The sequence below is a fragment of the Planktosalinus lacus genome, assembly GCF_014640155.1.
In the GTDB taxonomy this organism is placed as follows: domain Bacteria; phylum Bacteroidota; class Bacteroidia; order Flavobacteriales; family Flavobacteriaceae; genus Planktosalinus; species Planktosalinus lacus.
This window is the reverse complement of record NZ_BMGK01000005.1, coordinates 63,371-82,107: the sequence shown is the minus strand read 5'-3', so window position 1 is coordinate 82,107 and position 18,737 is coordinate 63,371. Positions and strand designations below refer to the sequence as shown.

At 34.6% G+C, this 18,737-nt stretch carries 18 protein-coding genes and 2 tRNA genes; 16 read left to right on the top strand and 4 right to left on the bottom strand.

The window, feature by feature from the left end; translation table 11 throughout:
* Positions 1-20 precede the first annotated feature (20 nt).
* Complete coding sequence (locus IEV69_RS07070) at positions 21-524, top strand: phosphoribosyltransferase family protein (protein ID WP_188440935.1); 504 nt, start codon at positions 21-23, stop codon at positions 522-524.
* Here IEV69_RS07070 and IEV69_RS07065 read toward each other — a convergent pair.
* Positions 516-1,043: a shikimate kinase gene (locus IEV69_RS07065; RefSeq protein WP_188440933.1), complete on the bottom strand. Its 528-nt coding sequence runs from the start codon at positions 1,041-1,043 to the stop codon at positions 516-518. The genes IEV69_RS07070 and IEV69_RS07065 overlap by 9 nt on opposite strands.
* Before the next feature lie 141 nt (positions 1,044-1,184).
* On the opposite strand from IEV69_RS07065, the gene IEV69_RS07060 reads away from it, so the two are divergent.
* From IEV69_RS07060 to IEV69_RS06995, 14 genes are all read left to right on the top strand, one after another.
* Positions 1,185-1,257: transfer RNA gene (locus IEV69_RS07060), tRNA-Lys, on the top strand.
* Positions 1,258-1,340: 83 nt separating this feature from the next.
* Positions 1,341-1,424: transfer RNA gene (locus IEV69_RS07055), tRNA-Leu, on the top strand.
* A 93-nt stretch (positions 1,425-1,517) separates the two neighbouring features.
* Positions 1,518-2,411 carry a MerR family transcriptional regulator gene (locus tag IEV69_RS07050; protein WP_188440932.1) on the top strand — a complete coding sequence of 298 codons (894 nt, stop codon included), beginning with the start codon at positions 1,518-1,520 and terminating at the stop codon, positions 2,409-2,411.
* A 69-nt stretch (positions 2,412-2,480) separates the two neighbouring features.
* Positions 2,481-3,944, top strand: a complete 1,464-nt coding sequence (gene crtID, locus IEV69_RS07045; RefSeq protein ID WP_188440930.1) for a bifunctional phytoene desaturase/3,4-desaturase — start codon at positions 2,481-2,483, stop codon at positions 3,942-3,944.
* 16 nt (positions 3,945-3,960) lie between these two features.
* Entirely contained in the window at positions 3,961-4,800 is an 840-nt protein-coding gene (locus IEV69_RS07040; RefSeq protein WP_188441271.1) for a phytoene/squalene synthase family protein, read from the top strand.
* Position 4,801: 1 nt separating this feature from the next.
* Positions 4,802-5,251, top strand: coding sequence for a sterol desaturase family protein (locus IEV69_RS07035; protein WP_188440928.1), 450 nt, complete (start codon positions 4,802-4,804; stop codon positions 5,249-5,251).
* A gap of 3 nt (positions 5,252-5,254) precedes the next feature.
* Positions 5,255-5,968 carry a lycopene cyclase domain-containing protein gene (locus IEV69_RS07030; protein ID WP_188440926.1) on the top strand — a complete coding sequence of 238 codons (714 nt, stop codon included), beginning with the start codon at positions 5,255-5,257 and terminating at the stop codon, positions 5,966-5,968.
* Positions 5,969-6,054: 86 nt separating this feature from the next.
* The gene (locus tag IEV69_RS07025) at positions 6,055-6,459 is read left to right on the top strand and encodes a hypothetical protein (protein ID WP_188440924.1); all 405 of its coding nucleotides are present in this window, start codon (positions 6,055-6,057) and stop codon (positions 6,457-6,459) included.
* A 113-nt stretch (positions 6,460-6,572) separates the two neighbouring features.
* The gene (locus IEV69_RS07020) at positions 6,573-7,604 is read left to right on the top strand and encodes a M28 family metallopeptidase (RefSeq protein ID WP_188440922.1); all 1,032 of its coding nucleotides are present in this window, start codon (positions 6,573-6,575) and stop codon (positions 7,602-7,604) included.
* A gap of 106 nt (positions 7,605-7,710) precedes the next feature.
* On the top strand, positions 7,711-10,035 hold the full coding sequence (locus IEV69_RS07015; protein ID WP_188440920.1) for a T9SS type B sorting domain-containing protein: 2,325 nt from the start codon (positions 7,711-7,713) through the stop codon (positions 10,033-10,035).
* Between the two features lie 63 nt (positions 10,036-10,098).
* Positions 10,099-12,102, top strand: a complete 2,004-nt coding sequence (gene uvrB / locus IEV69_RS07010; protein ID WP_188440918.1) for an excinuclease ABC subunit UvrB — start codon at positions 10,099-10,101, stop codon at positions 12,100-12,102.
* Between the two features lie 121 nt (positions 12,103-12,223).
* Positions 12,224-12,715: a Dps family protein gene (locus IEV69_RS07005; RefSeq protein ID WP_188440916.1), complete on the top strand. Its 492-nt coding sequence runs from the start codon at positions 12,224-12,226 to the stop codon at positions 12,713-12,715.
* 25 nt (positions 12,716-12,740) lie between these two features.
* Positions 12,741-13,643, top strand: a complete 903-nt coding sequence (locus tag IEV69_RS07000; RefSeq protein ID WP_188440915.1) for a mechanosensitive ion channel family protein — start codon at positions 12,741-12,743, stop codon at positions 13,641-13,643.
* Positions 13,644-13,714: 71 nt separating this feature from the next.
* Complete coding sequence (locus IEV69_RS06995) at positions 13,715-14,827, top strand: TlpA disulfide reductase family protein (RefSeq protein ID WP_188440913.1); 1,113 nt, start codon at positions 13,715-13,717, stop codon at positions 14,825-14,827.
* Between the two features lie 35 nt (positions 14,828-14,862).
* Here IEV69_RS06995 and IEV69_RS06990 read toward each other — a convergent pair whose 3' ends face one another.
* The gene (locus IEV69_RS06990; protein ID WP_188440911.1) at positions 14,863-15,540 is read right to left on the bottom strand and encodes an SIMPL domain-containing protein; all 678 of its coding nucleotides are present in this window, start codon (positions 15,538-15,540) and stop codon (positions 14,863-14,865) included.
* A gap of 52 nt (positions 15,541-15,592) precedes the next feature.
* The gene (locus tag IEV69_RS06985; RefSeq protein ID WP_188440909.1) at positions 15,593-16,243 is read right to left on the bottom strand and encodes a rhomboid family intramembrane serine protease; all 651 of its coding nucleotides are present in this window, start codon (positions 16,241-16,243) and stop codon (positions 15,593-15,595) included.
* A gap of 132 nt (positions 16,244-16,375) precedes the next feature.
* Between IEV69_RS06985 and IEV69_RS06980 the strand changes: the two genes are divergently transcribed.
* Positions 16,376-17,248, top strand: a complete 873-nt coding sequence (locus IEV69_RS06980) for a lysophospholipid acyltransferase family protein (RefSeq protein ID WP_188440907.1) — start codon at positions 16,376-16,378, stop codon at positions 17,246-17,248.
* A gap of 17 nt (positions 17,249-17,265) precedes the next feature.
* On the opposite strand, the gene glmM is transcribed toward IEV69_RS06980, so the two are convergent.
* Entirely contained in the window at positions 17,266-18,648 is a 1,383-nt protein-coding gene (gene glmM / locus IEV69_RS06975) for a phosphoglucosamine mutase (RefSeq protein ID WP_188440905.1), read from the bottom strand.
* Between the last annotated feature and the right edge of the window lie 89 nt (positions 18,649-18,737).

The following is an 18,737-nucleotide window of genomic DNA, read 5'->3' as shown; positions in this document are numbered from 1 at the left end:
CATTCTCAAAAAATAAAAACATGCTGCTTGAAAAAAATCAAATTTTAGACCACTCAAAAATTGAGCGAATTCTTATGAGAATGGCCTATCAAATTTATGAATCCAATGTAGATGAAACTCATATTGTACTGGCTGGAATTAAAGAAAACGGTTTTTTACTGGCAAAAAAATTAAAGACTGAAGTTGAAAAAATTGCCCCGCTGAAAGTCATACTTTGCGTTATTGAAATGGATAAAAAATCGCCATTGAATACTATAAAAACTTCTATTCCTTTACAGGAAATTCAATCCACCTCAATTGTTGTGATCGATGATGTTTTACATTCGGGAAGTACCTTGATTCATGCGGTTAAATATATTTTAGAAGTACCAGTTAAACAAATTAAAACGGCTGTACTTATAGATAGAAATCATAAAAAATTTCCTGTGAAGGCAGACTTTAAAGGCATTTCACTTTCAACTTCACTCAACGAAAATGTTTCAGTAATTTTTGAGAAAAATAATAATCGGGCTGTTCTAGAGTAGTTTAGTTTTAATTTCGTCTGTTATTTTGTCAACTGACTTAGATTCCGTTTGAATCACAATATCTGCTTGATTGTAGTAAAAACTTCGTTCAAACAAGTGTTTCCTGATAAAATCTTCAAGCATTTCTTTTGTGTCTAGGTGACTAATTAATGGCCGGTTTTTCTTTTCTTGGTAGAGTCTGTCTGTTAAGGTTTTTAGTGGGACAGAAAGATACACAGATGCTAAATTTTCAGTTTTTTGAATCAATTCTAGATGGTCACCATAGCACGGAGTTCCGCCACCGAGACTTATTATTGCAATTGTTGAATCATCAAGGAGTTCTTTTAAATAGGCTCGCTCAATTTTCCTAAAATAGATTTCTCCTTTTGTTTTAAATATTTGGGGTATGCTAAGCTTTTCTTTTTTTTCAATATAATCATCTAAATCAACCATTTTTTTTGTGGTCTCTTTTGATAATTTTTCTGCAATTGTAGACTTCCCACTGCCCATATATCCTAAGATTACAATTCTTTTTGTCATTATAAACTACTATGAATTAAGAGGGTAAAAGTAATGAAATAAAAATTCTAAAATTAAATTCATAATAGGTTTGATAAATAAATATAATGACACTATATTTGCACCCGCATTACAGAAATGGTGTGCAACAAATGAAATAATGATCTGGTAGCTCAGTTGGTAGAGCATCTCCCTTTTAAGGAGAGGGTCCTGGGTTCGAGCCCCAGCCAGATCACAAAAAAGTTAAGCAAAATGCTTAACTTTTTTTTTCCAAAATAACTTATAGGTGTATCTTTACAAAACCTTTAAGTTCACCCCGCCCGGGTGCTGGAATTGGTAGACAGGCATGGTTGAGGGCCATGTGTCCTTTAGGGCGTGTGGGTTCAAGTCCCACTCCGGGCACTTTTTTTACTTCCTTTTTTTTTATTCCTAAGATTTCTTTTACTACATTTACTTGGTTTAACAAAACAAACCATACATTAAACACTTCTTGCGATGGGAATAAAAACGCAGTTTAGTATTAAAGACTTAGAACATTTAAGTGGTATCAAAGCTCATACAATTAGAATATGGGAAAAAAGATACAATCTGCTAAGCCCTGAAAGAACTGATACCAACATTCGGTTTTATAGTTTGAATAATCTAATGAAACTCCTCAATGTGACCTATCTATACAATCATGGTTACAAAATTTCAAGAATAGCTCAATTAAAAAATTCCGAGATTGAAAATTTGATAAAGGAATCGGGTTTACACGATTCTGCAGAGGTTTTTGCTGTTTCTGAATTTAAATCATCGATGTTGCATTTTGACCCGCAGCTATTTCACAACACGTTCAATAGACTTGAAAAACAATATAGCTTCAGAGAAATCTTTTTTCATGTTTTTATTCCATTACTAAATGATATTGGACTACTTTGGCAAACCGGAACTATAGATCCTTCACACGAACGCTTTATTTCTGAACATCTCAAACAAAAAATTATTGTAGAAATTGAAAAAGCCTCTTCAAAACCGCCTTCAAAATCTGATAATATTTTTGTTCTTTTCTTACCACTAAATGAAATTCATGAGATAGGCTTACTATATGTAAATTATGAATTATTGTCAAACGGGTTTAAAACGATTTATTTGGGAAACAATATCCCAACTGAAAACCTGAGTCATTTACTCAATCACCACAACCATATGATATTTATCTCTTATCTCACTGTTCAACCTGAAAAAGAAAACCTCCAGAGTTTTATAAAAGATTTAAATTTTACAGTCTCAAAAAACACAGACAATAAAATTTGGTTATTTGGAAGTCAAATAATTAATAATGATTTAGAAATTCCGAGTAACATTAAATTGTTCAATAGTTTGTCACAGTTTATAAACGAACTATGATAAAATAATCTTAATTTTTTTTATCAATTGCATTTTTGTTTAATTTTTATATATTTTTGTTGAACAAATATGAGTAAAACTATTTCAATTATTGGTTCAGGTTTTGCTGCACTGTCAGCAGCTTGCTATTTGGCAAAAGCCGGAAACAAAGTTGCCATCTATGAAAAAAACAACGCCGTTGGTGGCAGGGCGCGACAGCTCTCCAAAGAAGGGTTTGTTTTTGATATAGGCCCCACGTGGTATTGGATGCCTGATGTTTTTGAACGCTTCTTTTCAGATTTTGATAAAAAACCTTCAGATTATTATAAATTAATCAAATTAAATCCCGCCTACTCTGTATACTTTGGTCTCAATGATTTCATAACAATTGAAGACACTCTTGAGAAAATTTGTATTGCATTTGAAAATGAAGAAAAAGGAAGCTCTGTAAAGCTTCAAAAATTTATAAAAGAAGCCCAGAATAACTACAACATAGCGATTAAAGATTTAGTTTACAGACCCGGAGTTTCCCCATTAGAATTAGTCACACCGGCAACATTTTTAAAAATAAGACAGTTTTTTAGCACCATTAGTAAAGAGGTGAGAAAAGAATTTAAAAATGAACGACTCATTTCAATTCTTGAATTTCCGGTGTTGTTTTTGGGTGCAAAAGCTTCAAACACTCCGGCTTTCTATAGTTTTATGAACTATGCCGACTTTGGTTTAGGAACTTTTCATCCAAAAAACGGAATGTATAGTGTCATTAATGCTATGAAATCTCTGGCTGAGGAATTAGGAGTCACAATAAAAACCAATCAAAATGTTGAAGAAATATTAGTAGATAAAAATAAAGCTGTAGGAATTATTTCAAATGGTAAAAAAATAGTTTCAGAAATTGTATTGAGCGGGGCTGATTACCATCATACAGAAACACTTCTGGATTTAAAGTACCGTCAATACTCTGAAATCTATTGGGAGAAAAAGACGTTTGCACCTTCATCATTGCTTTTTTATGTGGGTTTTGACAAAAAAATTGAAAATGTAGCCCACCACACGTTGTTTTTTGACGTGAGTTTTGAAAAACATGCTCAGGCAATTTATGACAAACCCGAATGGCCTGAAGAGCCACTTTTCTACGCTAGCTTCCCATCAAAAACCGATGAAAGTGCTGCACCACAGGGAAAAGAAGCCGGGATTTTTTTAATTCCATTAGCTCCAGGTTTAACTGATATTCCTGAAGTGAGAGCAGATTATTTTGAGAAAATAATGACCCGTTTTGAAAAATTAACCAATCAGGAAGTTAAAAAATTCGTTATATTTAAGGAAAGTTTTTGTGTCAATGATTTTATTGAACAATACAATTCCTATAAAGGAAATGCCTATGGGTTAGCAAACACATTATTTCAAACAGCTTTCTTAAGACCAAAATTAAAAAGCAGTAAAGTTAATAACCTTTATTTTACTGGCCAATTGACAGTTCCGGGACCGGGTGTGCCTCCCTCCTTAATCTCCGGTAAATTGACAGCTCAACTGATTGAAAAAAATGCCAACTAATATCAACCCAAATGTTATGAAAGCACTATTTGACACTGTTTCTGAAAAATGTAGTAAAACTGTAACGACCTCTTACAGTACTTCTTTTTCAATTGCTACAAAAATGCTTGCTGGAAGTATCCGACAAGACATATACAATATTTATGGCTTCGTTAGATTTGCCGATGAAATTGTAGATTCTTTTCACGACTACAAGAAAGAAATCCTCTTTGCTCGTTTTGAAAGGGCGCTTGAAGACGCATTGACTGATAAAATTAGTCTCAATCCCATTTTGAATTCTTTCCAACACACCTTTCATAGATACAACATCGACAAACACCTGGTTGATTCATTTATGAATAGCATGAAACTTGACTTGACAAAATCAACTTATTTAACTGAAGAAGAATATAAAGCTTACATTTATGGCTCTGCAGATGTGGTAGGCTTAATGTGTCTCAAAGTTTTTGTGAAAGGAGATCAAAAAAAATATGACCAATTGAAAGATGCAGCTATGCATTTGGGTTCAGCATTTCAAAAAGTAAACTTTTTAAGAGATTTAAAAGCAGACCACGAAGACTTAAGCAGAAGTTATTTTCCCGAAACAGATTTGAACAAACTTGATGAGGTATCAAAACAAAAAATAATTAGCGATATTGAGCATAATTTTGCAATGGGTTTTCAAGGCATCAATCAATTGCCGGTTGAAGCAAAATTTGGTGTTTACACAGCCTACATTTATTACAAAAAACTTTTAAACAAACTTAAACTCACACCTTCTGCCAAAATAAAAAATGCCAGGATAAGAGTCAACAATTACCAAAAAATGAGTTTACTTGCAAAAAGTTATGTCAGTTACCGATTAAACTTACTTTAACATGGGAATCATACTTTGGATAGCAATATTTTTAGGAACATTTTTCTTTATGGAATTTATGGCTTGGTTTACACATAAATACATTATGCATGGGTTTTTATGGAGCCTCCACAAAGACCATCACAAAAAAGACCACGAAAGCTGGTGGGAACGAAATGACTTTTTCTTCCTCTTTTATGCCGCTGTGAGTATCACTTTTTTTATCGCCTGGAAAAACTATGATATGTGGTATGGTTTGCCTATTGGCTTAGGTATTTTTGCTTACGGCTTAACCTATTTTTTTGTACACGATATTTTTATTCACCAACGGTTTAAACTCTTTAGAAATGCTAACAACCGCTATGCAAAAGCCATTCGACGGGCACATAAAATGCACCACAAACACACAGGTAAAGACAAAGGGGAAAGCTTTGGAATGTTGATTCCGCCGTTGAAATATTTTAAGAAATAATTTATGGATTCCCTTTATCTTTGGCTGAATCTCGGGTCACTCTCCATCCCTTTTTTATATAGTTTTCATCCCAAGCTCAAACTTTACAAAAAGTGGAAATTCATTTTCCCCTCTATCATTATTATGATGTTGTTTTTTATTCCTTGGGATATTGTATTTACCGCAAACGGTTACTGGGGTTTTAATCCGGATTACCTCACTGGCATATACCTTGTAAACCTTCCGATAGAGGAATGGATGTTTTTTGTGTGTATCCCTTATGCCTGTATTTTTACACATTATGCGTTACTACATTATTTTCCAAACTGGAAACTCTCAGAAAATTTAACTTCTGCAATTACATTTATTCTTATTGCATTGTTTTTTCTTTTGATTGTGCTGTTTTATGACAGATGGTATCCGGTTATTAATTTTGGTTATGCTGTGCTATTGCTTTTATTGGTATTACATTATCGAAAGGATTTATTGCAACAGTTTTACCTTACCTTTCTGGTAATGCTCATTCCCTTTTTTATCGTAAACGGAATTCTTACCGGAAGTTTTATAGAAGAGCAGGTCGTGTGGTATGACAATACACAAAATATGGGTATCAGAATGGTTACAATTCCTTTGGAAGATAGTGTTTATGCTATGACGATGATTTTAACACCATTGGTTCTTTTGGAATATTTTGATAGCAAGTTCTCAAAATCAACTTCTAAGCTTAGCAAATCTTAATAAATAATTATAACACTAAATATTGCTTTACAGTACAATTTTTGTACTTTAGACCCTCAATTTTACAAATCAAAAAAAACAGAAATATGTTATTACAAATTTTCAAAAAATTACCCTTGTTACTTTGCGCTGGAATGATGATTGTGTTTATCTCTTGTAAAGAAGATAAATCAGAAAAAAATGCTGAAGAAACTACAGAAACCGAAACTGTAAAAAATGAAACACAAAATTCAACTCCAAATAACAATGGCGATGTAGCTGTTAACCCAGCACATGGGCAACCCGGCCACCGCTGCGATATTCCTGTAGGGGCACCGCTTAACGGAAGCTCAAAAGAACAAACAATCAAATCAACACAATCTCCTGTTATTAAAAACTCAGGAAATGTACCTGTAAATAGTAACAATACCAGTACAGGTGAAAATGTTAATCCGGCACACGGGCAACCGGGTCACCGTTGTGACATTCCTGTTGGTGCACCACTGGATTAATACACTTGAACATTACAATTTAAAGTGTGAAACCTATTTTTTAAAGAAAGTTTCACACTTTTTTTATTTCAAAATAAACCTGGGAACACTATTTTTACCAAAACTATTAAACAATGAAAAAACTTCTACTCCTTCCTTTACTTGTCTTTTTTCTGGCTTGTAAAACAACTAATTCAAACCAAACTACAAATTCAGAGGGTAACGTTCAAATAAGTGCCGTTGATTATGAAACTACCATCAATGCTGAAACACTAAAAGAGCACCTTTATATCATAGCTTCAGATGAAATGGAAGGTAGAAAAACCGGTGAACCAGGTCAGAAAAAAGCAGCTGAGTATATCAAGCAATTTTACCTTGAAAACAATATAAAATCACCCCTAGGCCCTGATGACTTCTTTCAAGAAGTACCTGCAGATTTTTTTAGAGAAGGCAGCGGAATTAAAGATTCTGAAAACATTATCGCTTTTGTAGAAGGCTCAGAAAAGCCTGATGAAGTTGTGATCGTTACTGCACATTATGATCACGTGGGCGTCGACAAAAACGGAAATATTTTTAACGGAGCTGATGACGATGGCAGTGGCACTGTGGCTTTAATGCTTATGGCTAAAGCCTTTCAAAAAGCAAAGGATGATGGAAACGGTCCAAAAAGAAGCATTGCATTTTTACATGTAACCGGTGAAGAAATTGGGCTTGTAGGTTCCAGGTTTTATACAGAAAACCCCATATTTCCTCTTGAAAACACCATAGCTAATTTAAACATTGATATGATTGGAAGAATTGACCCCAACAAAAAAGAAACTCCGGAATACATTTACTTAATTGGTAGTGATAAACTGAGTCAGGAATTGCATGAGGTATCAGAAACTGTAAATAATACTTATGTAAATCTTGAACTAGACTATACATTCAATGCAGACAACGACCCCAATAGATTTTACTACAGAAGCGATCACTACAATTTTGCAAAAAACAATATTCCAGTGATTTTTTATTTTAGTGGTGTTCACGAAGACTACCACAAAATAACTGACACAGCTGATAAAATTGAATATAAACTCTACGAAAAAAGAGCCCGACTGGTCTTCCATACAGCCTGGGAGCTGGCGAACAGAAAAGACAGAGTTGCTCTTGACATTGTCAAATAGTTAAACTGAGTTTCACTAAAGTGAATCGTATTGTTAAATTTTAAACATAAAACAAGGATATTCCCTACTTTTGCACGGCTTTAAAAAAGAAATAAGATTATCCTGCATGCGTTTTAAATTACCGCTCTTTTTATTTGTACTGATTCAAAATTTTTGCTTTTCACAATACATTGAGGTTCAGGATACTTTTTCGGCACAGCAATTGGTCGAAAACATATTGATTAACAGTCCTTGTGCCAATGTATCAAATTTTTCTGCAACAGGTTGGCAGGAAAACAGAAGTTACGGTTATTTCAGTAATACATCAGAAGGTTTTCCATTTCAGGAAGGAATCATTCTCTCAACAGGTAAGGCAGTTTCTGCTGAAGGTCCAAACAACAGCCTGCTTAGTGAAGGCAACAATTCCTGGCAAGGAGATGCTGATTTAGAAACTGCTATTGGTGAATCAAATTCTGTCAATGCCACAGTACTCGAATTTGACTTTATGCCCATTGCAGATAAAATGATTTTTGAATATGTCTTTTCATCTGAACAGTATTATGGTTACAACAACCCCAATCAATGTAACTATTCAGATGGCTTTGCATTTCTTTTAAAGGAAGTAAACAGTCAGGAAAATTATGACAACCTTGCAGTTGTGCCTGGCACAAATATTCCTGTAAAAATCACCACGATTAGAGGTGAAGGAACTATTTGTCCTGCAGCAAACCAGCAGTTTTTTGACACTTTTAACGGCACGGAGCATCCAACAAATTTCAACGGTCAAACCAATGTTTTAAGAGCAGAAGCCAATGTAACACCCGGGGTTTTATATCACATCAAACTAGTGATTGCAGACCAGGAAAATTCTTTGTATGACTCAGCAATCTTCCTAGGTGGTGGAACTTTTGATGTAGAAACTGACATAGGTTCTGACAGGCTTTTTGCCACTGGGAATCCGCTTTGTTTTGGTGAAAACTTAGAACTTGATGCTTCTTACACCGGCAACAATCAATACCAATGGTTTCGAAACGGCTCTATTTTACCAGGCGAAACAAACCCGACATACACCATAACACAAGACGGTTTTTATGAAGTTGAAATAGTTTTGGAAAACTCCAATTGTGACATTAACGGCACAATTTCTGTTGAATATGAAGAACCCATCACGCTTCAAAACATAACATTGATTCAATGTGAAGAAGCCAATTCCGGTTATGCTGTTTTTAATCTCTATGATGCTCAAGAGCAAATTATTGATGGTAATAACAATCTGCAGTTAGAAGCTTTTTTCACAAGTCAGCAAAATGCTGAAAACAATACCAACTCAATACAAAACCCCACAAGTTTTGCAAACACCTCTGTAAATCAAGTGGTATATGCCAGGGCCGCTTTACAGACTGGGTGTTCTTCCATTGCGGGAGTAACTTTAAGTACAACCACTAGCTTTTACACCCCATTTGAACTGGTAAATTGCTCTTTGCCTAACAATCCTTCAGTTGCATCTTTTAACCTTTCTGAAATTATCCTCGACTTGCAAAATGAATATGGTCTAAACCTACAGGTTTCCTTTCATGAAGACCTCAATGAGGCATTGGAAGGAAGCAATGAATTGACTTCGCCTTTTATAAATACCAATCCGGTGATGCAAACCATTTATGCTCGTTTAACTGAAAATGGAAATTGTTCAGGGATTGTTCCTGTTTATCTTACGGTTATTCCTTCACCTCAATTTTCAGGTCCCGAAGAAATGACCTACTGTTTAAACACTTTTCCGGAACCAATTATTCTGGACTCAGGGGTAATCGGAGATGTGAGCGACTTTTCATTTCGCTGGAACACCGGGGCTTTTACACCCACAGTTCAAGTTAATGAACCGGGGGTTTATGAAGTTGAGGTAAGTTATACTTACAATTATAACGGTACTAATTACACCTGCACATCAACCCGAACAATAACAGTTATTGCATCAGAACTACCAAACCTGAACTATGAACTTTCCGGAAAATATGGAAACCAAACCGTTACCATCAATGCTGAAGGCAGTGGCAATTACTTGTATGCGCTAAACAATCCAGACGGTCCTTTTCAGGAAAGCAATGTCTTTGAAAACCTCAGTGGGGGTATTTATACTGTTTATGTAATAGACCTCAACGGTTGCGGGGTTAAAAGCTTAAAAGTTTTTGTTGTTGGGTTTCCAAACTATTTCACACCAAACTGCGATGGCGTAAATGATTACTGGACAGTTAAAGGAGTGAACCTAAGAGATAACCTCATTAAAAACCTGGTTATTTTTGATCGGTACGGAAAAATTCTTCACTGGCTGGATTTCAGTTCTTACGGTTGGGACGGCACCAATAGAGGACGACCACTACCTTCTTCTGATTATTGGTTTAAGGCTACTTTTGAAGATGGTAGTATTTATGGTGGCCATTTTACGCTGAAGCGTTAGTTTTTCATTAATTTTGAAAAGCCTTTCGGCGAAAGCCTATTTAAAACTTTAATAAATAGTTACATGAAATTTCAATTGGTTTCAGATTTCAAACCCACAGGTGATCAACCTACTGCAATCAGTGCACTGACTGAGGGTATTGAAACCGGAGAAAAATACCAAACACTTTTGGGGGTTACCGGTAGTGGAAAAACATTTACTGTTGCAAATGTGGTTGAAAATGTGCAAAAACCAACATTGGTACTCGCACACAATAAAACACTGGCTGCTCAGCTTTATGCCGAGTTTAAGCAGTTTTTTCCTAACAATGCAGTAGAGTATTTTGTGTCCTACTATGATTACTACCAGCCGGAAGCATACATCCCCACCAGCGGAACTTACATTGAAAAGGATTTATCCATAAATGAGGAAATCGAAAAATTGCGTTTAAGCACCACTTCCTCCTTATTATCAGGAAGAAGAGATGTTTTGGTGGTTGCATCAGTATCGTGTTTATATGGTATTGGGAATCCTGTAGAGTTTCAAAAAAACGTTATTGAGCTGGAAAAAGACATGGTGCTTTCCAGAACCAAATTATTGCATCGGTTAGTGCAAAGTCTGTATTCAAGAACTGAGGCTGAATTTTTTCATGGAAATTTCAGAATAAAAGGTGATACAGTTGATGTTTTTCCGAGTTATGCAGATGATGCTTTCAGAATTCATTTTTTTGGGGATGAGATTGAAGAAATTGAATCTTTTGATGTGAAAACCAACAAAGTGATTGAAAAACATGAACGGCTTAACATCTATCCAGCCAATATGTTTGTGACTTCTCCTGATGTGCTTCAAGGTGCCATACGTGAAATTCAGGATGATCTCGTTAAGCAAATTGATTATTTCAAAGAAATTGGTAAACATCTGGAAGCAAAACGACTGGAAGAGCGCACCAATTTTGACCTTGAAATGATTAGGGAGTTGGGATATTGTAGTGGAATAGAAAATTATTCACGTTATCTCGACGGAAGAAAACCGGGAACACGCCCATTCTGTTTATTGGATTATTTTCCAAAAGACTACCTTATGTTGGTAGATGAAAGCCACGTTTCAATTCCGCAGGTGAGTGCAATGTATGGAGGTGATCGTTCAAGAAAGGAAAACCTTGTGGAGTATGGTTTTAGGCTTCCAGCAGCGATGGACAACCGACCTTTAAAGTTTGAAGAATTTGAAGCTCTTCAAAATCAAGTGATTTATGTGAGTGCGACACCCGCAGATTATGAGCTTGAAAAAAGTGGTGGAGTATTTATTGAGCAAATTATCAGACCCACAGGACTTCTTGATCCGCCCATTGAAGTTAGGCCAAGTTTGAATCAAATAGATGATTTGTTGGAAGAAATACAACTTAGAGTTGAAAAGGACGAACGGGTATTGGTTACCACCTTAACCAAACGAATGGCAGAAGAGCTTACAAAATATCTCACCCGCATCAATGTAAGATGTCGTTATATTCATAGTGATGTTGATACACTTGAACGTGTTGAGATTATGCAGGACCTTAGACTGGGGCTTTTTGATGTACTTATCGGTGTTAATTTACTTAGAGAAGGACTGGACTTACCGGAAGTATCACTAGTAGCCATCTTGGATGCTGATAAAGAAGGCTTTTTGAGAAGTGAGCGTTCGTTGACACAAACAGTGGGCAGAGCTGCCAGAAACCTGAATGGAAAAGCAATTATGTATGCAGATAAAATAACAAAAAGTATGCAGGCTACCATTGACAGTACAAATTATAAAAGAGAAAAACAAGCTAAGTATAATAGTGAAAATAACATCACCCCTACACAAATCAAAAAGAGTCTGGACAATGCATTAAGCAAACCAAAGGCAAAGGAATATTCACTGGAAGAAATGTTGGTTCACGCAGCTGAAGAGGCAAAGAACAAATATGAAACCAAACCTCAACTGGAGAAAAAAATAAGAGATACCAGAAAAGCGATGGAAATAGCTTCCAAAGAACTCGATTTTATTCAGGCAGCAAAATATAGAGATCAATTAAAAACCTTACAAAAGCAAATTGAAAATGTCCAATAAAAAACAGCTAAATCTTATTACAATAAGCAGAAGTTAAACTTCTATTAAACCCCTATTTTCACTTGTAAAGTGTTAATTTTGGTTGTAAATTTATGGTATTAACAAAAAAAACAACAAAACTATGAATATCTTAAATTTAGACAAAGAGAAAACCACTAACACTGTCAACCAACTAAACATTCTTTTAGCTGACTTTCATATGTATTACCAAAAATTGCGTAATTTTCACTGGAATATAGTTGGCAAAAGTTTTTTTGATTTGCACGTCAAGTTTGAAGAAATGTATGATGACACCAAACTTAAAGTTGATGAAATCGCAGAACGTATTTTAACTTTGAGATACCAGCCAACTAGTAATTTAAGTGAATACTTAAAAATGTCAAACCTTAAAGAATCTAAAGCTACTCTCAGTGATGCTGAAATGATTGACACCTTGATTGACGATCACACAACACTTCTAAAACAAATGAAAAATGTGATAGATGCAGCAGATAAAGCAAATGATGAAGGAACAATTGATTTAATTGGTGCCTACATCCGAGAATTGGAGAAAACCACCTGGATGTTGGATGCCTGGAGAATGAAAACCTCTGACAATCATCCTAAAGCTTAATTTGAGTTTAACCAACTAAAAATATATGTTTAACAACTTTAATTTTGATGATGCACTACAAAAAGTTTTAGACAAATTAATGGGATGGGGCGAGTCGATTATTTTAAAAACGCCTAACTTCTTTCTTGCTATTTTGACTTTTGTGGTTTTTTGGTATGCCGGAAAGCATATTTCCCGATTTATCAAAAATTATTTATTAAAGAAAGTAGGACAAGAATCTATTAAATCAGTTATTGGTAGAACATCATTTATTGTAATTGTTCTGATAGGTTTTTTTTCAGCTCTAGCTATACTGGATCTTGATAAGGTATTGACATCAGTTCTTGCCGGTGCCGGGGTTGTTGGTTTAGCAATCGGCTTGGCTTTGCAAGGCACTTTACACAATACTTTTTCAGGGTTTATTTTATCTTTCTTGCCCAATATTAGAATTGGAGATTGGATAATCACAAATGGACACGAAGGTAAAGTTGTAGATATCAACCTTAGAAGTGTAACGATTATTGAGGCGGATAATAACGCTGTAGTAATCCCAAATTCAAAATTAATTGATGCCCCTTTTAAAAATTTTTCTAACTCATCACGTTCGAGAATTACTGTAAGTTGTGGTGTTGGTTATGAAAGTGACCTTGAATTTGTAAAAAAAATCACCACTGAAGCAATCGCAGGTATTTTTAAACAACTACCCAATGAAGAGATTGAATTCTTTTATACTGAATTTGGTGATAGTTCAATAGGATACATCATTCGGTTTTGGACCGATGTAAGAGGGAGATTAGAAATTCTTGATGCTCAAAGTAATGGAATTTTGGCTATTAAGAAAGCATATAATGAAAATAATATCAATATTCCTTTCCCCATCAGAACATTGGATTTTGGAAAAAATAAATTTCGTTCTGAAACCATTTCGATTAAAAATTTAGAAGAATAGTTTAATTTGATTTTAAAAATTTTTAAAGATTATTCGTCTTCTGTTCTATACCTTTGCAAAAAAAATACAAAATGAGATACTTAAGCTTCATACTAATTTTACTTCTCTTACAGTCCTGTGACCAATCAAGTACAATCACATTTTCGGGAACAATTGATGGTGCAGAGGATGGTTCAAAGGTTTATTTTCAAAACGTAAATGAAAACAATCAACCTTTTGATATTGATACACTTGAAATTAGAGATGGAAAATTCAGTTTTGAAATTGATAAACAAAAACAAACACAGGTTGGGTTACTTAATTTCAGAAATCTAAATACTACCCTTATTTTCTTTTATAAAAATGATAATATTGCAGCAAACTTTGACTTGAACAACTTATATGAGTCAACTTTCAAAGGTGGCAAGGATAATGATTTATTTAATGAATTTAAGAACGAATTATTAAAGTTTAATAAACGCAAAACAGAACTTCAAAATGAAATGGCAGAAGCGCGTCAAGCTATGTCAAATAATGATTTGGTCAGGTTACAAACTGAAGCTGCACTCATTTCAAACGAAGAGCAGGTGTTCAAAAAAGAATTTGTAGATAATAATATCAACTCTCTTTTAGCTTTAATGCTTCTCAATGAAATGATAGCAAAAAAAGAAGTAACATATAACGAATTAGAAATCCTTTTAGAAAAAAGAGATAAGAATAATGTAGAAAATGTGTTTAGTAGGCTAATCGAAGTCAATAAACAATTATTAAAAGGTGCTGAAGTTGGGAATCAGGCTCCAGATTTTTCAGGTCCCACACCTGATGGTGATACACTTTCCTTAAAAGACGCTATGGGCAAAATTACTTTGATAGACTTCTGGGCTTCTTGGTGTAGACCTTGCAGAGTTGAAAACCCAAATGTGGTAAGGGTGCATAATCAATATAAAGATAAAGGGTTTAACATCATTAGTGTCTCACTTGATAGACCAAACCAAAGAGCACAATGGTTAAAAGCAATCGAAGATGACAAAATGGATTGGTATCACGTGTCAAATCTTAAATATTGGGATGACCCAATCGCAAGGGAATATGGAGTAAGATCAATTCCGGCTACATTTATAATAGATGAAAACGGAAAAATAGTTGCTAAAAACTTAAGAGGACCGGCATTGGGTCAAAAGGTCGCAGAACTACTAACAGAATAAAAATATTCCCGATTTTAAAAATCGGGAATATTTTTTTATTTCAACTCAAAAACAACCTGCACAGATTGTGTAATATCTATTTCACCTACCGCAAGTGTTTGATTTCCGGAGTCTGATACTGCCATCGCTTCCATCCTGTAAAGAGGATTGGGAGGCGAGTAATTTGAGGGTTCGGTTATTTGAATAGCTTTTCCGATAGATTGTCCTAAAACAGAAGCATATTCTTCAGCTTTCATTTTAGCATCTTCAATGGCTTTTTTACGGGCTTCCTTTTGCAATGATTTGCTTTGACTACTTCCAAATACAATTCCGTCAATTCTATTGATACCTTTTTCAACCAATCCGGAAATTAACGCATCATATTGACTTAAATCTTTCAATAAGACCGTGAGTGTTTGACTTGCACTATATGAATAACTTTTTTTGTTGTAATCATAGGATTTATTGAGACGCACGTGTTGTGTTTGGATATCTTTGTCTTGAACATTAAACTGCTTGATATGTTTAAGAACCGCGTCTACTGTTTTATCATTTTGGGTTTTTAGTTGAATAACATCATTACCGGTGTTTTCAACTGACATTTGAATCTTTACCTGGTCGGGCACTACTTTTACAATACCTTCACCTGAAACACTTACATGAGGTTGTGGAATATGCTGAGCTGCAATTCCGCTTGAAATCAAAAGCACAAGAATTAAAATGTAGTTTTTCATATTTTTAAGAATTTGTAGTTTAAAAGTCAAGTTCAATTGTTGAGCCAAAACATTAAAGTTTTCCTGTTCGCTGTAAAACAAAAAGCACTACGATAGGAATGGCTAATAAACCAACAATCCAAAATTGGTGTGTTAGTAATGAAGGTGCAAATGCCAAAGTGAGCACATAGCCCGCGATAGCACCTCCAAAGTGAGCATCATGACCAATGTTTCCAAATTGCTTTTTCATTCCGTAAAGTGTATAAAACAAATATAATATACCAAATAACCAGGCAGGAATCGCAATGGGTATAAAAAACAAATACAAGCCCATATCAGGATACAATAAGATGGCTGCATACAAAATCCCCATCACTCCCCCACTCGCTCCCACAGCGGTGTAATGATATTCATCTTTATGAAAGAAAAAAGAGAGCAAATTTCCTGCAAGGATGCTCATAATATACACAATCAAAAATGCCACTGTTCCCAGCGATTGTATGACTACTTCTGCAAAAAAATAAAGCGTGATCATATTGAACAGTAAATGAGCTGTATTTACGTGCAAAAAAGCAGAAGAAAATATCCTGAAATATTCACCTTTATGAATTGACGCCACATTAAATTTATATTTTTCAAAAAAGGAAAAATCATTGAACCCTTTTAGAGAAATTAAAACATTTGCTGCTATGATAAGAATCGTAACTAAACTTAAGGTACCCATAAATGAATTGAAATTTAATATGTACGAAGTTAATTAAATATTGAGTGTTCCAAACTAATTTATTATTAAAATAGAAATCCATACCTATATTTTTGGTATGTAAATACTCTTATATTTGCAAAAAATACTTTCATGCAATTACTGGCATACATCATTTTTTACCCGCTGCTTTGGTTTATATCAATTTTGCCATTCAGATTACTTTATGTTTTATCTGATTTTATTTACATTCTTATTTATCACATCATTGGATATCGAAAAAAAACTGTACGCAGTAATATAGCTCTTGTACTTCCCCACCTATCTAAAAAAGAACGATTATCGATTGAGAAAAAGTCATACAAACATTTATGTGATATGTTTTTGGAAATGATAAAGACTATGAATCTATCACAAAAAGAAATTGAAAGACGTTTCACTTTCAGTAATCTGGATGTGTATCTGGATTTAGAAAAAAAGGGGAAAAGTATTGCCGTGTTAATTGCACATTACGCAAGTTATGAATGGGTAATTTCTATGAACAGGGTCATTTCTTTTGATGGTTTTGCAATATATAAAAAGCTTCGTAACCCCTATTTTGACAAACTAATCAAAGATATTCGTTCAAAGTTTAAAGCGTATTTAATCAACACAAAAGAAACGATTGATGTAATGAAGAAAAATGATGAAGAAGGTAGATTGTGTGTTTACGGCTTTGCAAGTGATCAATCCCCTAAAGCTGCCAAAGCCTATCACTGGGCTCCGTTTATGGGGCACAAAGTACCAATTCATACCGGCGCAGAAATGCTTTCAAAACGATTTGATATGAACGTAATCTATTTAAAAGTCAAAAAAATTAAAAGAGGCTTTTATGAAGCTACATTTGAAGTTTTGTCTGAAGATGTTCGTTCTGTACCGGACTACCAAATATCAGATATGTTTATCAAACGTGTAGAAGAACAAATACGCGAATCTCCTGAGTTTTATCTGTGGACTCATAAACGCTGGAAACATAAAAAGGATTAAAATACTGTCTCAGCTTTTTAACTAATCGATTTTATTTCACTAATAAAGCGATCTGCTAATGCATCTGCTTCTTGTTGACTTTTAGCCTCAGTGTAAATTCTAATAATTGGCTCTGTATTTGATTTTCTTAAATGCACCCAATTTTCCGGAAAATCTATTTTAACTCCGTCAATTGTTGTGATATTCTCGGAAGCATATTTTTCTTTGATTTTCTGAAGAATACCATCAACATCAAGTTCAGGTGTAAGTGCTATCTTTTTCTTGCTCATAAAGTAAGATGGATAAGAAGCCCTTAGTTTACTTACATTCATTTTCTTTTCAGCCAAATGACTTAAAAACAATGCAATCCCTACTAATGCATCTCTTCCGTAATGGGACTCAGGGTAAATAACACCTCCATTTCCCTCTCCTCCTATTATGGCATTGATGTCTTTCATAAGTTTTACCACATTCACTTCACCCACCGCACTCGCCTGATAGTTGCCGCCATGTTTTTCAGTCACATCTCGCAGCGCTCTTGAGGAAGACATATTTGAAACCGTATTTCCGGGTGTTTTACTTAAAACATAATCAGCACAAGCTACCAGCGTATACTCTTCTCCAAACATTTCACCATTTTCAGAAATTAGAGCCAAACGGTCAACATCCGGATCCACTACTATGCCTAAATCAGCTTTTTCTTGTACCACAAGTTTTGAAATTTCACCCAAGTGCTCTTTAAGCGGTTCAGGATTGTGAGGAAAATCTCCATTTGGTGTACAATACAATTTTACGGTATGAACTCCCAGTCTTTCCAATAATAGAGGAATGGCAATTCCGCCGGTTGAGTTAACGGCATCAACCACAACTTTAAAATTTGCCGCTTTGATTGCGTCTTCATTAACAAGAGTCAAATCAAGCACTTTATCTATATGAATATCTATGTAAGCATCGTTTTTTGTTATTTCACCTAGATGATCAACTTCAGAAAATTGAAACTTTTCTGAGTCTGCAATCTCAAGGATTTTCTTACCTTCATTATCATTTAAAAACTCTCCTTTGTTATTGAGAAGTTTTAAAGCATTCCATTGCTTAGGATTGTGGCTTGCTGTTAGAATAATACCGCCATCTGCGTGTTCTTCAGTTACTGCTATTTCAACAGTTGGAGTAGTTGAAAGTCCTAAATCAATTACATGAATGCCTAATCCCACTAGGGTCTGCATCACAAGTTCCTGAATCATTTCGCCCGAAATTCTGGCATCACGACCCACAACAACCCGATAGTTATCTTTGTTGCGTTGCTCTTTGACCCAACTACCATAAGCGGAAGCAAATTTCACGACATCTATAGGAGTTAAATTTTCTCCTGTAGTTCCTCCAATTGTGCCTCGAATTCCAGAAATTGATTTTATTAAAGTCATTTTAAATATTGATTTTAGAAAGTAAAAATATAAAACTGTAATTCGTATGAGTTTATATTCATTTTTCACACAGAATAACAAAACAAATA

Excerpts from the sequence above, each read along its gene's own strand:
- IEV69_RS07000 (WP_188440915.1), top strand. The coding sequence starts at position 12,741 with ATGTTTAACAACTTTAATTTTGATGATGCACTACAAAAAGTTTTAGAC.
- IEV69_RS06980 (WP_188440907.1), top strand. The coding sequence starts at position 16,376 with ATGCAATTACTGGCATACATCATTTTTTACCCGCTGCTTTGGTTTATA.
- IEV69_RS07030 (WP_188440926.1), top strand. The coding sequence starts at position 5,255 with ATGGATTCCCTTTATCTTTGGCTGAATCTCGGGTCACTCTCCATCCCT.
- IEV69_RS07065 (WP_188440933.1), bottom strand. The coding sequence starts at position 1,043 with ATGACAAAAAGAATTGTAATCTTAGGATATATGGGCAGTGGGAAGTCT.
- IEV69_RS06990 (WP_188440911.1), bottom strand. The coding sequence starts at position 15,540 with ATGAAAAACTACATTTTAATTCTTGTGCTTTTGATTTCAAGCGGAATT.
- IEV69_RS06985 (WP_188440909.1), bottom strand. The coding sequence starts at position 16,243 with ATGGGTACCTTAAGTTTAGTTACGATTCTTATCATAGCAGCAAATGTT.
- IEV69_RS07050 (WP_188440932.1), top strand. The coding sequence starts at position 1,518 with ATGGGAATAAAAACGCAGTTTAGTATTAAAGACTTAGAACATTTAAGT.
- uvrB (WP_188440918.1), top strand. The coding sequence starts at position 10,099 with ATGAAATTTCAATTGGTTTCAGATTTCAAACCCACAGGTGATCAACCT.
- glmM (WP_188440905.1), bottom strand. The coding sequence starts at position 18,648 with ATGACTTTAATAAAATCAATTTCTGGAATTCGAGGCACAATTGGAGGA.
- crtID (WP_188440930.1), top strand. The coding sequence starts at position 2,481 with ATGAGTAAAACTATTTCAATTATTGGTTCAGGTTTTGCTGCACTGTCA.
- IEV69_RS07020 (WP_188440922.1), top strand. The coding sequence starts at position 6,573 with ATGAAAAAACTTCTACTCCTTCCTTTACTTGTCTTTTTTCTGGCTTGT.
- IEV69_RS07025 (WP_188440924.1), top strand. The coding sequence starts at position 6,055 with ATGTTATTACAAATTTTCAAAAAATTACCCTTGTTACTTTGCGCTGGA.
- IEV69_RS07035 (WP_188440928.1), top strand. The coding sequence starts at position 4,802 with ATGGGAATCATACTTTGGATAGCAATATTTTTAGGAACATTTTTCTTT.
- IEV69_RS06995 (WP_188440913.1), top strand. The coding sequence starts at position 13,715 with ATGAGATACTTAAGCTTCATACTAATTTTACTTCTCTTACAGTCCTGT.
- IEV69_RS07015 (WP_188440920.1), top strand. The coding sequence starts at position 7,711 with ATGCGTTTTAAATTACCGCTCTTTTTATTTGTACTGATTCAAAATTTT.
- IEV69_RS07005 (WP_188440916.1), top strand. The coding sequence starts at position 12,224 with ATGAATATCTTAAATTTAGACAAAGAGAAAACCACTAACACTGTCAAC.
- IEV69_RS07040 (WP_188441271.1), top strand. The coding sequence starts at position 3,961 with ATGAAAGCACTATTTGACACTGTTTCTGAAAAATGTAGTAAAACTGTA.
- IEV69_RS07070 (WP_188440935.1), top strand. The coding sequence starts at position 21 with ATGCTGCTTGAAAAAAATCAAATTTTAGACCACTCAAAAATTGAGCGA.